Origin of the sequence: Candidatus Accumulibacter contiguus (genome assembly GCF_012940005.1) — a bacterium.
GTDB classification, from domain to species: Bacteria; Pseudomonadota; Gammaproteobacteria; order Burkholderiales; family Rhodocyclaceae; genus Accumulibacter; species Accumulibacter contiguus.
The window spans coordinates 91,821-106,794 of sequence record NZ_SPMX01000006.1; the positions used below are offsets into that span (position 1 = coordinate 91,821).

Annotated in this window: 9 protein-coding genes and 2 pseudogenes; 6 read left to right on the forward strand and 5 right to left on the reverse strand. The window is 59.4% G+C overall.

Annotated features, from left to right (window positions below; genetic code table 11):
* Nucleotides 1-57 precede the first annotated feature (57 nt).
* Complete coding sequence (locus E4Q08_RS02335) at nt 58-3,666, forward strand: bifunctional diguanylate cyclase/phosphodiesterase (protein ID WP_169069183.1); 3,609 nt, start codon at nt 58-60, stop codon at nt 3,664-3,666.
* Nucleotides 3,659-4,756 carry an acyltransferase family protein gene (locus E4Q08_RS02340; RefSeq protein ID WP_169069184.1) on the forward strand — a complete coding sequence of 366 codons (1,098 nt, stop codon included), beginning with the start codon at nt 3,659-3,661 and terminating at the stop codon, nt 4,754-4,756. Before E4Q08_RS02335 ends, E4Q08_RS02340 begins: the two co-directional genes overlap by 8 nt.
* On the opposite strand, the gene hemB is transcribed toward E4Q08_RS02340, so the two are convergent.
* Nucleotides 4,740-5,756 carry a porphobilinogen synthase gene (hemB, locus tag E4Q08_RS02345; RefSeq protein WP_034912414.1) on the reverse strand — a complete coding sequence of 339 codons (1,017 nt, stop codon included), beginning with the start codon at nt 5,754-5,756 and terminating at the stop codon, nt 4,740-4,742. The genes E4Q08_RS02340 and hemB overlap by 17 nt on opposite strands.
* Before the next feature lie 194 nt (nt 5,757-5,950).
* Nucleotides 5,951-6,653 (reverse strand): annotated as a pseudogene (yihA, locus tag E4Q08_RS02350) (ribosome biogenesis GTP-binding protein YihA/YsxC).
* A gap of 131 nt (nt 6,654-6,784) precedes the next feature.
* On the opposite strand from yihA, the gene E4Q08_RS02355 reads away from it, so the two are divergent.
* From E4Q08_RS02355 to E4Q08_RS02365, 3 genes are all read left to right on the forward strand, one after another.
* A complete protein-coding gene (locus tag E4Q08_RS02355) occupies nt 6,785-7,420 on the forward strand; it encodes a c-type cytochrome (RefSeq protein WP_034909874.1) in 636 nt (211 codons plus the stop codon).
* A 103-nt stretch (nt 7,421-7,523) separates the two neighbouring features.
* Complete coding sequence (locus E4Q08_RS02360; protein ID WP_034909872.1) at nt 7,524-7,955, forward strand: CBS domain-containing protein; 432 nt, start codon at nt 7,524-7,526, stop codon at nt 7,953-7,955.
* Between the two features lie 76 nt (nt 7,956-8,031).
* Entirely contained in the window at nt 8,032-8,409 is a 378-nt protein-coding gene (locus E4Q08_RS02365; RefSeq protein ID WP_034909870.1) for a COG4315 family predicted lipoprotein, read from the forward strand.
* A 23-nt stretch (nt 8,410-8,432) separates the two neighbouring features.
* Here the strand turns inward: E4Q08_RS02365 and E4Q08_RS02370 are convergent, their stop codons facing one another.
* Together E4Q08_RS02370 and icmF are read right to left on the reverse strand one after the other, a co-directional pair.
* Nucleotides 8,433-9,083, reverse strand: a complete 651-nt coding sequence (locus E4Q08_RS02370) for a histidine phosphatase family protein (RefSeq protein ID WP_308240035.1) — start codon at nt 9,081-9,083, stop codon at nt 8,433-8,435.
* A 10-nt stretch (nt 9,084-9,093) separates the two neighbouring features.
* Nucleotides 9,094-12,361: pseudogene (icmF, locus tag E4Q08_RS02375) on the reverse strand (fused isobutyryl-CoA mutase/GTPase IcmF).
* 168 nt (nt 12,362-12,529) lie between these two features.
* Between icmF and E4Q08_RS02380 the strand changes: the two are divergent.
* Nucleotides 12,530-13,660: an AraC family transcriptional regulator gene (locus E4Q08_RS02380; RefSeq protein WP_169069186.1), complete on the forward strand. Its 1,131-nt coding sequence runs from the start codon at nt 12,530-12,532 to the stop codon at nt 13,658-13,660.
* Here the strand turns inward: E4Q08_RS02380 and E4Q08_RS02385 are convergent.
* Complete coding sequence (locus tag E4Q08_RS02385; protein WP_034915397.1) at nt 13,644-14,954, reverse strand: N-acyl amino acid synthase FeeM domain-containing protein; 1,311 nt, start codon at nt 14,952-14,954, stop codon at nt 13,644-13,646. The two genes, E4Q08_RS02380 and E4Q08_RS02385, sit on opposite strands and share 17 nt — an antisense overlap.
* Nucleotides 14,955-14,974 lie beyond the last annotated feature (20 nt).

Here is a 14,974-nt window from a genome sequence, read left to right on the forward strand (position 1 = left end):
CGATCAATCCATCAGTCCTGTAGACTTTGTTCCTGGCCCCTCCTTGGAATCCCCTTCTTGAGAGAATCCGCGTCAACACAACAACAGCTTCTTGAATACAAGGCCATCCTCGACCATTCGGGGATCGCGGTGGTATGCACGCGCCAGCGTCGCGTCTACCGCTGCAACCAGCGAGCCGAGGAGCTGTTCAGTTGGCCGGCCGGAACCCTGGTGGGCCAGCCGGCTCTCGTCTTCTACCCGAGCAGCGAAGCCTGCGATGCCCTGCGTCGGCAAGCACGTTCGCAGTTGGGAAGCGGGCAGGTGGTGAATCTCGAAACTCAACTGACACGCCGCGACGGCAGCACTTTCATCGCGCAACTGATCGCCCGCGCCATCGACCCTGCAGAACCCGGTCAGGCCACGGTCTGGATCGTCCGCGACATCACGCAGGAAGTCCACGCCCGCGAGGCCAACGCTCGCCTGCTGCGCGAGCAGCAACTCATTTTCCAGAATGCCGAGACCGGCATCGTGATCCTCCGCGATCGCGTCATTCAGCGCTGTAATCGGCGCTTTACCGAGATCCTGGGTTACGCGCCGGACGAGTTGATCGGCCAATCGACCCGCATCTACTACCCGAGTGAAGAGGCCTGGCTTGCAACCGGCCGCCAGGCCTATGCGGCGATTGCCGAAACCGGCATCTACCATGGCGACACGCTCTTCCATCGACGCGATGGCACAACGCTGTGGTGTCACATCACCGGCAGCATGATCAACCCGGCGAACCCGGACGAAGGGTATGTCTGGCTGTACGAAGATGTCACCGAAAAGCGCCAGGCGAACCGCGTCATGAACGCGCTGCTGCGTGAACAGACACTGATTTTCGAACGTGCGCCGATTGGCATCGTTTTCCTGCGCGATCGCATCATCCAGCGTTGCAACCCGAGCTTCGAGAGAATCTTTGGCTATCCGCAGGGGCAAATGCTTGGTCAGTCCACGCGCATCTGCTTCGCCAGCGAAGCCTCGTGGAGCGAAGCTGGCGAACGTGCTCACAAGAGGATTAATGAAACCGGAAAGTTCGTCGGCGAGATCGAGTACCGCAAGATCGATGGGACCCCGATCTGGTGCCAGGTAACCGGCAGCCTGATTGATCCGGTCCACCCGGACAAGGGTCATGTCTGGCTGTTCGAGGACGTCACCGCGCGTCGAGCGGCTGAAGAGGCCCTGGTGGAAAGCCTCTGGGAACAGCAGCTGATCTTTGACAATGCGATGATCGGAATTTCCTACCAGCGCGAACGCATCTTCCTGCGCTGCAATCGCCGTTGCGAGGAGATTTTCGGCTACCCGCCGGGGGGCCTGCGGGGACACTCGACGCGCATCCTGTTCGCCAGCCAGGAGGCCTGGGAAGAGGTCGGACGCCTGGTCTATGGGAATGGCGCAGTGACGGGAACCTTTGACGGCGAAATCCTCTATTGCCGGCGTGACGGCACACCGATCTGGGTGCATGCGATTGGTCGTACCATTGGCGACCATCAGGAGGGCGAAACCTGGATCTGGACCTTCGAGGATGTGACGGCACACCGGGCTGCAGAGCAAGCGCTACGGCAAAGTCATCTCGAACTCGAGCAGCGGGTGGCCGAACGTACCCTCGAGTTGTCGCAACAGCTTCATTTCATGCGCCAGTTGATCGAGGCGATTCCCGGTCCGGTCTTCTACAAGAACCGGCAAGGGCTGTATCTCGGATGCAATCAGGCCTTTCTCGAGGTCATGGGCAAGTCACGCAGCGAGGTGATCGGCGCCACCGTCTACGACCTTGCCCCCCGCGAACTGGCTGATCGCTACCAGGCTGCCGACGACGAATTGTTCCGGCACGCGGGTTCGCAGGTGTACGAAACCAAAGTCCGGCACGCTGACGGCAGCATGCGTGACGTGGTCTTTCACAAAGCCACCTATGGCAAACCAGGCGAAGCCAACGGCGGTCTGGTCGGCGTGATGCTCGACATCACCGATCGGAAGCGCATGGAGGCGCGCCTGCAACAAGCCGCGACGGTCTTCGACAGCAGCGCCGAAGGCATCACCATCACCGCTCCGGATGGCCAAATCATTGCCGTGAACCGCGCCTTCACCGAGATCACCGGTTACCGCGAGGATGAAGTGATCGGGCGTAACCCGCGCATCCTGCAGTCCGGACTACAGGACGCAGCCTTTTACCGGGAAATGTGGCAGGTTCTCGGCCGTTGCGGGCGCTGGCGGGGCGAACTCTGGAACCGGCGCAAGGACGGCCAGACTTTCCTGGAATCGCTGACGATCAGCGCCGTCCATGACCCCGATGGACAACTCACGCACTATGTCGGCGTGTTCTCCGACATCACCGAGCTGCGGCAAGCTCATGATCAACTCGATCACCAGGCACATCACGATCCGCTGACCGGTCTGCCCAATCGCTTGCTGCTTGGTGACCGATTGCACAAGGCCTTGCAGCGTGCCCACCGCGACGAGAACGGACTGGCGGTCCTGTTCATCGACCTCGATCGTTTCAAGAACATCAACGACACTCTCGGCCACCAGGTCGGCGATCGCGTCCTCTGTGAGGTGGCGTGGCGCCTGAGCAGACTGATGCGTGAAGCGGATACCGTTGGCCGACTCGGTGGTGACGAATTTCTGATCATCATCGAGGACATCTTCGATCCGACCGCCGTCTCGCACATCGCAGAGAAAATCCTCAACGCCCTGCAGGATTCGCCAGTGACCGTAGAACAGGAATTCTACGTGGGCGCCAGCATCGGCATCAGCCTCTTCCCGGATGACGGCGCGGACGCCGATACGCTAATGAAGAATGCCGATGTCGCAATGTACCGCGCCAAGGAGCGTGGCCGCAACGCCTACGAGTTTTTCACCAAGGAACTGACGCAGTCCTCGCTGGCGCGTCTGCAAATGGAGACCGACCTGCGACGAGCCATTGAGCGCGACGAGTTGCGGGTCTACCTGCAACCCCAGTTTTCCCTGAAAACGGGCAGGACACTCGGCGCCGAGGCGCTGGTACGCTGGTTGCGCCCTGAGCACGGACTGGTGATGCCGGGAGAATTCATCAAACTGGCCGAGGAATCCGGACTGATTGTCCCCATCGGAGCCTGGGTTCAAAAGACCGCCTGCTGTCAGTGGGCCGCATGGTGTGCCGCGGGCCGCCAGCCGGGGGTGCTGTCGGTCAACGTTTCCGGAGTCGAATTCGTACGTGGCCGAATCCAGGAGACCGCACACAACACCCTGGATACCTCGCAACTACCGGCACAGTTCCTCGAACTCGAAATCACCGAGAGTGCCATCATGAGCCATGCCGAGAACAGTGCCCAGGCGCTTGACAAACTGCGGACCATGGGCATCAGCCTGGTTATCGACGATTTCGGCACGGGTTACTCTTCGCTCGCTTACCTGAAGCGTTTGCCACTCAACAAGCTCAAGGTCGATCAGAGTTTTGTGCGCGGGCTGCCCGGCGACGCCGAGGACTGCGCCATCGTGCGCGCGGTGATTGCGCTTGCCCACAGCCTGCAATTGACGGTGATTGCCGAGGGCGTCGAGAACGAGGCGCAACAGGAATTCCTGACCCGCGAAGGTTGCGACGAAATGCAGGGCTATCTGCGTGGCCGGCCGATGCCGTTCGACGAGTATGAAAGGAGCTTCCTCAATGGCTGAAGCACGCGCGCCAGGCAAATCCTCGCGACTGGCATTCATCGACGCGCTGAAAGCGCTGTCCTTTCAGCTGATCGTTCTGCATCACCTGGCGTTTTACGGGCCGATGTCCGATCACGCCTACCTGCTGGCACCCGACTTGATCCACTGGTTGAGCCAGGATGCGCGTATGGCCGTCCAGGTCTTCCTGGTGATTGGTGGTTTCCTGGCCGCGCGGAGTCTCGCACCCACCGGGGTGTTGCTGACACCCCATCCGCTCGTGCTGGTGCAGAGACGCTACCTGAAACTCGTCACGCCCTACCTCGCTGCCGTGCTGATCGGCATCGCCTGTGCGGCCATCGCGCGCGAACTGATGGTACATGACTCCATTCCCGGCCGGCCGACGCTGCCGCAGGTTGTCGCGCACGCGCTGCTGTTGCAAAGCATCCTGGGCTACGAGGGCCTGTCGGCCGGCCTCTGGTACATCGCCATCGACTTCCAGCTGTTCATGCTCCTGGTCGGCATGCTGTGGCTGGCACCCACCCTGGCTCGCGGCGATACTGGCGTGCCCACCGTCAGCGCCTTACTGGTAGTCACCCTGGCTCTGGCCTCACTGTACTACTTCAACCGCGATGGAGATTGGGACATCTGGGGGATCTACTTCTTTGCGGCTTATGCTCTGGGAATAGTGACCTACTGGGCAACCCACCGCAGACAGACGCTTGGCTGGCTGCTGCCGATGGTCGGTCTGGTGGTCACCGCGCTGCTGCTCGACTACCGTCCTCGCCTTGCGGTGGCGCTGCTGGTAGCGCTGACGATCGGCCTGGCACGCATCTACGGGTTTCTCGATGACTGGCCCAGGTCACGCCTGATTGCTTACCTCGGACAGATTTCCTACTCGGTCTTTCTCGTCCATTTCCCGATTTGCCTGCTGATCAACGGCATCTTCGCGCGCTTCGCCGCGGCCGACCCCTGGGTCAATCTGACAGGAATGTTCATCGCCTGGCTGGCAAGCATCTCCGCCGGCGCACTCTTCTACCGTTTTGTCGAAAACCCGGCGCAACGCGGCTTTTGGCGTGCGCACTCGCAGCCCAGCTTCAAGCAGATTCCTTGAGCCAGGCTGCGGCAGAGAGCGCAAAGTAACTCAGAATACCGTCAGCACCCGCCCGCTTGCAGGCCAGCAGACTCTCAAGAACACAGGCCCGCTCGTCCAGCCAGCCATGCTGCCCTGCGGCCTTGAGCATTGCATACTCGCCACTGACCTGATAGACGTACGTTGGCACCTGGAACTTCTCTTTGACACGACGGACGATATCGAGGTAAGGCATCCCCGGTTTGACCATCACCATGTCGGCCCCTTCACCGAGGTCCATGGCCACTTCACGCAGGGATTCGTCGCTATTCGCGGGATCCATCTGGTAGCTATACTTGTTGCTCTTGCCCAGATTGCCGGCCGAACCGACGGCATCGCGGAAAGGGCCGTAGAAACTCGATGCGTACTTGGCCGAGTAGGCCAGGATGCGGGTGTGAATCTGTCGGGCGGCGTCAAGCTCGCTGCGAATGCGGCCGACGCGACCGTCCATCATGTCGGAAGGCGCAACGATGTCGGCACCCGCCTGCGCATGCACCAGCGCCTGTCTGGCCAGAAGCACGAGCGTTTCGTCATTCAGCACGTAGCCCAGGGGGTCGTCCACGTCGATCAGACCGTCCTGTCCATGGCTGGTATAGGGATCGAGGGCAACATCGGTGATCACGCCAAGCTCAGGGAACTCCTTCTTCAGCGCCGTGACTACCCGCGGCACCAGACCATCGGGGTTACATGCTTCTTCGGCACCCGCTGTCTTGTAGATCGGTTCGATCACCGGAAACAAGGCCAGAGCCGGGATACCCAGTGCAAGCGCCTGCTCGGCTGTTTTCAACAGCCGATCCAGACTCTGCCGCTCTATTCCCGGCATCGAAGGGATCTGCTCAACGCGCTGCTGGCCTTCGAGCACAAACACCGGGTAAATCAGGTCGTCTACAGTCAGCCGCGATTCACGCATCAGACGGCGCGAGAAATCGTCTCGGCGCATGCGCCGCATACGCGCGGCAGGAAAGTTTGCTTGGTAATCCATGGAGTATAGAGTTCGCTATGGCCAGATAAATATAATTGATGAAAAAAGTACACTGTGGGGGAACTGACGGCGATGGAATTCGTTCTCATTGCGTAGATGGCCATGCCATCTCCCGCTTCACCTCCCTGAGCGGGGTGCCTTATTGATGTAAGGCATACCTTGCCCCCGGCCCCCCCTTGCCGGGGGTTTTTCTTTCAACGCTTGCCGGCATTTCGGGCACCCCAGCCGATGGCACTGCGCTTCTTCGGGCGGGCCACTTTCTCGGTGGCCAGACCAGTCGGTGGCGGTGGCTCCGGCTTGCTCTCCAGATCAAGCCAGCAGCCGAGAATCGCCTCCGCCTCCATCACTCCCGACTTGTTCAAGCTCGAAAAAAAGTTGCAGTGTGCAGTTGCCGCCAATCTCGTTCAGCACCTTCTGCACCTCGCGATATGCGAGCGCCTGCTGCTGACGAGAAAGTTTGTCGGCCTTGGAGAGCAACACATGGATGGGTTTGCCGGTTGGTGCAAACCAGCCCAGCATCTGCAGGTCCAGTTCGGTCAGCGGGTGGCGACTATCCATGATCAGGACCAGACCAGACAGCGCTTCGCGGTGCCGCAGATAGGGGGCCAGCAAGCCCTCCCACTGCGAACGAATTTCCTCGGGTGCCTTGGCGAAACCATAGCCAGGCAGGTCGACGAAGTATTTGCCGTCGGCGATCCGAAAATAGTTCAGATGCTGCGTTCGTCCCGGTGTTTTGGAGACAAAAGCCAGCCGCGCATGATTGGCCAGAGTGTTGATCGCCGACGACTTGCCGGAATTCGAGCGTCCTGCGAATGCGACTTCGCATTGCGAGTCGACCGGCAGATCACGCAGATGGGCAATTGTCGTGTGAAAGACCGCCCGCTGGAAGAGAGACATGAATGAACCCAGGATGAGTGTATGGAATGACGCGGGTGCGCGCCCGAGCAGCAAACTGATATAGAATATCAGCTTTATTGCATCGCTTCTCCGGCCTCAGATCAGTCATTGTTGTCAATGGGAGTTTGGACATGATTCGTACAACGGCACTTGCGGTTCTCCTGGCCGCCAGTTTCCCCGCCTTCGCAACAGAACAGGCAAAAGCCAAAGTTGATCTGGCAAAAGCCAAAGAAATCGCCGAAGGCGTTTGTGTTGCCTGTCACGGAGCCGATGGCAACAGCCCGGCAGCGGCCAATCCGATCCTCGCCGGCCAGATTCCCGAGTATCTCTACAAGCAATTGAGCAATTTCAAGGCGGTCGACGGGAAACCGGCGGTACGCAATAACGCGATCATGGGCGGCATGGTTGCGGCGCTGTCAGACGAAGACATGAAGAGCTTGTCAGTGTACTTCTCGCAGCAAAAGATGAAACCTTCGGTGGCCAAGGAAGAAAAACTGTTGGCCGAAGGCAAGACGCTATGGCGCGGGGGGGACTTCGAGAAAGGCATCCCGGCCTGTGCCGGTTGCCACGGTCCGGCCGGCGCTGGTCTGCCGGCGCAATATCCGCGGCTGGCAGGGCAATACGCAGAGTACACCGCCAATCAGTTGAAAATCTTCCGCAGCCACGAGCGAGCCAACGATTCGGAAAAGGTGATGCGGGTGATTGCCGGCAAACTCTCCGATCACCAGATCGATGCAATCGCCGAGTACGCAGCAGGTCTACGCTAGAGCCGCACGCGCCCTCCTGTCGCCAGACGTTCCGCGTACCCCCTTGGCAAGGAGCGGCTGACCCTCTACCATGCTGTGACTCCAAGACCCGAAAGGACGCTTCATGAAGACTCTCAGGCAAATCCTCGCCGACAAAAGCGGACCTCTGATGAGCGTCTCGCCGGACGATCCAGTTTTCTATGCGCTGCAGGTGATGTCCGATGCCAATGTTGGCGCGCTCCTCGTGCTCGATGGGGAGCAACTCGTCGGGATCTTCTCCGAGCGTGATTATGCCCGCAAGGTGATCCTCTTCGGCAAGGCGTCGAAAGACACTCCGGTGCGCGCAATCATGACGGACAAGGTGCTTTATGTGACCCCCGACCGGACGGTCGACGAGTGCATGGCGATCATGACGGACAAACACATCCGCCACCTGCCGGTTCTCGACGACGAGGGCAAGGTTCTCGGGATTGTTTCCATCGGCGATGTGGTCAAGGAAACGATCTGCGAACAACAGTTCATCATCCAGCAAATGGCAAAATACATCACCGGTTGAGCTTGCGTTGCCTGCGCGGAAGACCACGCCCAATCCGGCAGATCATCAACTCCAGCCACCACAAAAGGATCTTTCTGTGAACGCTCTGCCCTTCTCGATTCGCACCCTTGTCCTCGCCTCAGCCCTGTTCGCCACCGTCGCAACTGCCGAAACGGTCGCTCCTGCCCGCAATGAGGGAGGGATGCTGGTCGGCAACAATGGCATGACCCTTTATGTCTTCGACAAGGACAGCGCAGGCAAGAGCGCCTGCAATGGCCCATGTGCAGCCAACTGGCCACCCCTGATGGCTGCCGAAGGCGACCAGGCAAGCGGTAACTGGAGCGTCATCACCCGTGACGACGGCAGCAAACAGTGGGCCTACAAGAGCAAGCCACTGTACTTCTGGGCCAAAGATCAGAAGCCTGGCGACAAGACCGGTGACGGTTTCAACGGTGTCTGGCACCTCGCTCAGTAAGCCAAGGCCGAGAAGGCCCATCGCTACGGCATTTCGTCAAGCCCCACCATGACCAGATGCCCGGTCTCTCCCCAGGTTTCCAGACTCCAGCAGCCGTCACGGACGCTCACCCAGTTGATCCCGGCGTTGGGAATCAGAAAGTCACGCGGATTGCTCAAAGGGTGACCCCGAACCAGGCGGTTGACGATGTCGAGCACGCCGCCATGGGTGACGACGATGACCGTCTGGCCTCGATGGTCGATGGCAATCCGCTGCAGGCCGGCACGAACCCGTTCGTAGAGTTGCTGCAGACTCTCACCGCCCTGCGGAATGACGAAATCCGGCTCGCGTCTTTCAAACGCCAGGTACTCGGCCGGGTACCTGGCACGCGATTCATCGTAGGTCAATCCTTCAAAAATGCCATAGCGCCGCTCACGGAACTCCGACCGCAAGCTTGGGCGCAACTTCAGGCGGGCAGCGAGGCGCTCGGCGGTCTGGCGAGTGCGTAGCAGGTCACTGCTGTACAGCGCTGTCACCGGCTCGCCAGCCAGCCAGACTGCTGCTGCTTCCGCCTGTGACAGACCAGCCGCATTCAGGCCGATGTCGATCTGCCCCTGAATCCGTTTGTCGACGTTCCAGGTCGTCTCGCCATGCCGGACGAGGCAAATTCGCGTTGTTTCTTCCCTGGAAATCACCACATGCCACCTACATGCTGCGACGGTACTGTCCGCCCACCTCATAGAGCGCGCCGGTAATCTGACCGAGCGAGCAGACGCGAACCGCATCCATCAGGACTGCAAAGACATTGTCGTTGTCGATGACGGACTGTTTCAGGCGTTCGAGCATCGCACCAGAAGCCGCCGCGTTGCGTAACTGGAAGTCCTGCAGGCGAGTCAATTGCGACTGCTTTTCGTCTTCCGTCGAACGTGCGAGTTCGATTTCGATCTGTGTGTCGCCCTTCGGGTTACGGAAAGTATTGACGCCGACGATCGGAAATGAACCATCGTGTTTCTTGTGCTCGTAGTAGAGGGATTCCTCCTGGATCTTGCCGCGCTGATATCCGGTTTCCATGGCCCCGAGGACGCCACCACGCCCGGAGATGGCTTCGAACTCCTTCAATACCGCCTCTTCAACCAGATCAGTCAGCTCTTCGATGATGAAAGAGCCCTGATTCGGGTTCTCGTTCATCGCCAGCCCCCACTCGCGGTTGATGATCAGCTGGATGGCCATGGCACGGCGAACCGATTCTTCGGTCGGCGTGGTGATCGCTTCGTCGTAGGCGTTGGTGTGCAGCGAATTACAGTTGTCGTAAATGGCAATCAGCGCCTGCAGCGTGGTGCGAATGTCGTTGAATGCCATCTCCTGGGCGTGCAGTGAGCGACCGGAAGTCTGGATGTGGTATTTCAGTTTCTGGCTGCGCTCGTTGCCACCGTACTTGTTTTTCATCGCCACGGCCCAGATGCGGCGGGCGACACGACCAATGACCGAATACTCGGGGTCCATGCCGTTGCTGAAGAAAAAACGACAGATTCGGCGCAAAATCGTCGATATGCATGCCGCGTGCCAGATAGGTCTCGACATAGGTAAAGCCATTGGCCAGCGTGAAAGCCAACTGTGAGATCGGATTGGCGCCGGCTTCGGCAATGTGATAACCGGAAATCGACACCGAATAGAAGTTGCCGATCTGCTGATGGACGAAGAACTCCTGGATGTCGCCCATCATCTTGAGCGCGAATTCGGTCGAAAAGATGCAGGTATTCTGACCCTGGTCCTCCTTCAGGATGTCGGCCTGGACGGTACCTCGGACATTGGCCAGCACCCAGACACGAATCTTCTGCATCTCGTCTTCGGTCGGGTCGCGGTCGTTATCGACGCGGAACTTGTCGACCTGCTGGTCGATCGCGGCGTTGAAGAACATGGACAGGATGATCGGCGCCGGACCGTTGATGGTCAGCGACACCGAGGTGGTCGGTGCGCACAGTTCGAAACCATCAAACAGGACTTTCATGTCGTCGAGCGTGGCGATCGACACGCCGGAGTTTCCGACCTTGCCGTAGATATCCGGCCGGGCATCGGGATCACATCCGTAAAGGGTGACCGAATCGAAAGCGGTCGAAAGCCGCTTCGCGGGCATGCCTTCCGAAACCTTCTTGAAGCGACGGTTGGTACGGAAGGCGTCGCCTTCGCCGGCAAACATGCGCGTCGGATCCTCGTTCTCGCGCTTGAATGCAAAGACACCGGCGGTAAAGGGGAAGGAACCCGGGACATTCTCCTTCATCAGGAAACGCAGCACCTCGCCGTCATCCTTGCTGGCCGGCAGGGATACCTTGCGAATGCGCGTTCCCGAGAGCGAGGTGTTGGTGAGGCGGGTACGGATCTCCTTGTCGCGAATCTTGACCACGTATTCGTCCTGCGCGTAGAGTTCGACGGTCTTGGGCCACATGTCGAGCAGTTTCCTCGCCCGTGCGTCGAGTTGCCCGTCTTTCCAGGAGATCAATTCAGCAAAGTCGCCTGCAGGCTTGCCACAGCTTTCAAACAGGTCTCTGGCGGTTTTCAGGGACTGTCGCTGGCGAGCGATCTCTGCCTGTTCTGCGGTATGGCGATGGTAACTGCGAACGGCTTCGGCAATTTCGGCCAGGTAGCGCACGCGTTGCGCAGGAACGATGGCGCGCTGGTTCGACGATTGACGAACGCTGACCAGCGGCAGCCTGCCCTTTTTCAACTTCAGGCCAAGCGCGTGCAATTTGGACGCGATCGCCTGATAGAGAGAGGTCACCCCGTCGTCGTTGAAGCGTGCCGCCATCGTGCCAAATACCGGCATTTCGTCCGGGCTCTGGCTGAAAGCCTCGTGGTTGCGCTGATATTGCTTGCGCACATCGCGCAGAGCATCCTCGGCACCCTTGCGGTCAAATTTGTTGATGGCCACGAAATCGGCGAAGTCGAGCATGTCGATCTTCTCGAGTTGCGAAGCGGCACCGAACTCGGGGGTCATCACATAGAGCGAGACATCGACCAGGGGCACGATCGCAGCGTTGCCCTGCCCGATGCCTGAGGTCTCGACGATCACGAAATCAAAGCCAGCCAGCTTGCAGGCAGCGATCACCTCGGGCAGTGCGGCAGATACCTCGGAGCCTGTTTCGCGCGTCGCCAGCGAGCGCATGTAGATGTTCGGGTGTTCGATGGCGTTCATGCGGATGCGGTCACCGAGCAGCGCACCCCCCGTGCGCTTGCGCGAGGGATCGATGGAAACGATCGCCAGCTTGATGGTGTCGCCCTGATCGAGCCGGAAGCGACGCACCAGTTCGTCGGTCAGCGAGGACTTGCCGGCACCGCCGGTACCGGTGATGCCGAGCACCGGCACCTTGAGTCCGGCCGCGGCGTGCAGGATTTTCTTGCGCAGCGCTTCTGGATAGGCGCCATTTTCCAGTGCACTGATGATCTGCGCCAGTTTGCGGCGGTTCCCGGCCTTCAGCGCGGCGAGCACTTCGTCCGGTTCCTGCGGGGCCAGCGCAGCAATGTCGACGTCGGACGTCGCCATCAGCTCGTTGATCATTCCCTGCAAGCCCATCGACTGGCCGTCCTGCGGTGAGTAGACACGCGTCACGCCGTAGGCGTGCAGTTCGTCGATCTCGCCCGGAACGATGACCCCGCCGCCGCCACCGAAAACTTTGATATTTTCGCCGCCACCGGCCTTCAACAGATCGATCATGTACTTGAAGAATTCGACGTGCCCCCCCTGGTAGGAGGTGATGGCAATTCCCTGCACATCCTCCTGCAGTGCCGCATTTACAATCTCCTGTACGGAACGGTTGTGGCCTAGATGGATGACCTCGGCGCCCGTCGACTGCAGAATTCGCCGCATGATGTTGATTGATGCGTCATGCCCGTCGAACAAGGAGGCAGCCGTGACAAAGCGCACCTTGTGCTTGGGCTTGTAGGGCAGAAGCTTCTTGGCAATGGAAAGGTCAGTCATGTCGTTCGCGCTCCACAAAGATCAGGAATGTCCTGAATACCGGAAATTGTACAAGGACGCACATGGTAGAAAGTTGACGCCAATAAAGCCATTCCCCAATACGCCGCCAACAATGTATATATTGCCAACTTGAAATATCCCATCAATACACAGCCTTGCGAGAAGCCGATGCCAAACCCTGAGAAGACTGCCAAGGAGATCACCGGCGAGAGGGTCAAGGATGCCACACCAACTGCCACTGCTCCGGCACGCGCGACCGTGGCCATTGCCTTTGTACAGGGAATGCTGGCAGGTCTTCAGCATGCAGGTCGTGATACCGAACCGCTCCTCGAAAGGGCACACATAGCGGTGCAGGTGCTGCACGACCCGAGCGCCCGCATTCCCGTCGACCGCTACGCCGAACTGTACAATCTGATCAATAGCGAACTCGACGATGAAGGATTTGGACTGTTCTCGGTGCCGATACGTACCGGCACCTTCGAGTTCCTCTGTCGCAGCACCATCACCGCGCCGACGCTGGCCGAGGCCATCGATCGCAGCATTCGCTTCCTGCGCTTGCTGCTGCCCGACCTCGGTGTCCGTCTCGATAGCCACCTCGAGCAGGCATGCCTGTGCATCGTGGAAAACCGCCCGCTCACCATCGGACGGATCTTCGCCTTCGAATGGCTACTGCGCCTGCTGCACGGACTTTTTTCCTGGCTGGTGGGACGCAGCATCGTTCTCGATTCGGTTGCTTTCCCTTACCCTCGCCCGCAACACGCACAGGATTATGCGCTGATTTACACTGCGCACTCGACTTTTGATGCCCAGAGGCTCACCGCCTTCTTCGCTGCCAACTTGCTGGACCTGCCGATTCGTCGCGACGAGGCAGCCCTGCAAAGCTTCCTCGAAGGCGCACCCGGCAAGCTGACCACTTTGTACCGTCGTGACCGCGAGATGGTCCTGCGCGTACGCAACACGTTGCGTGACGCGCTGCCGGTGTCGAACTCGCTCGCCGAGGTCGCCCGCACACTGAATATATCGCCACGCACGCTGCATCGCCGGCTGGAGGAAGAGGGATCGAGCTTTCAGGCGATCAAGGATGCCTTGCGCCGCGATCTGGCGATCAACCGACTCGCCAAGACCAGACAGGCACTTGCAGAGGTGGCCGCCGAACTGGGTTTTGCCGACAGTGCGGCCTTCTACCGGGCTTTCGTGAGATGGACCGGTATGGCCCCGGCACATTACCGCCAGCGACTGCAGGCGGCAGGTAACGGGTCCAGTCAGGGGTCCAGTCAGCACCTCACTTTTCGGTCATGAAGCGCGTCGCGTTTTCCAGGTCGGCGTGGGTGCTGCCGCGGTACAGTGCATTGACGAACTTGCGCCAGATCAGGTCCGGCTCACCCAGCTCGAAGTCAAAAACTCCGCTCGCCGACTCCCTCGTCGCCAAAACGTAGATTTGAGATACTTCCGAAGGACCCAGCCGAACAATCGCCTCACCCCAGACATTGAGTGGGACGCCGGCCTGTGCGTACGCCTGAAAACCGTAACGCGACAGTTCGAAGATTTCGAGCCGCAACCGGCATGACATGCCATCGAGCGCCGGTACCGAAAACTTTGCCGGACATCTGACCGAAAAACGCCGGTGGCTCCTGTCCACCGCGACATCCTGACTCTCCTCGGGGAGTGCTGGCAGAATCGAGCGGTACGCCGGCAGGTCGTAGATCGTATGCAGCAGCTTCTTCTTGCGATCGCTGAGCTGCATGAAGACGCTCGTGCGCACATTGAAGAAGTGATCGAGCAACTCGGGAGTCAGCACCGGATCATTGGTGGTATAGAAACGGCGCGGCGGCAGCTTGATGTTGGGCAGCCTGACCTCGGTGAAGAAGGCATAAAGGTTCCGCTTGGGCGGTTTGGAAGAATAGTGTCTTCTGAATACTTCCGGGGCGGTACTGAGGTCCAGTGTTGCGCCAACGGCTGGCGCGCCATTCACGAAATCGTAATTCTCGACCACGTTTTGCGTCAGCCGTTTGAAGAACAGCAAGGATTCGTACATCTCGATATGGCTGGGATTGACCGCGATCACCAGGTGCCGGGTATCAAAGAAGGTAGTGCAGTACTCGTACATGAATTTCATCAGCGGGAACAGAATGCTGCCGCCGGTTCGGCGGAAACGGCGATGTATCGCCAAAGCCGACACCTCGGCAATGTTCCCCTTCTTTTCCCGCAAGGCCGTCAAATCGAAGATGCGCTGCAGGGGAAATCCCAGAACGCTCTCCCTGATCAGGGACAGGGTGCCGACCACCTCTCCGTCATACTTGGCGCACAAGGTCGTGGTCGTCGGCAAGGCATGATATATGGTCACGCGCATCCCGGAGGGATCGGGCTTCATGAACTTGCTGCCCACGTAGGCGTCGTGTAGCAAGGTAAAGCATGCCTCGAGTTCCTCCTGGGTATCCGCGATCTTCAACTCGAGGCTGGCGTTCGGCGCAGGATCGCAATCGACGAAATTACGGTAAACAGCGAAGCGCCTTTCTCGCGGGAGAAAGTTGAACAGCTTTCTCAGCGTCCCGCTCAGCAGCTTTCGTACCGGCAAGACTAATTTTCTGATCATCAACATTCCTCCCGCAGCAA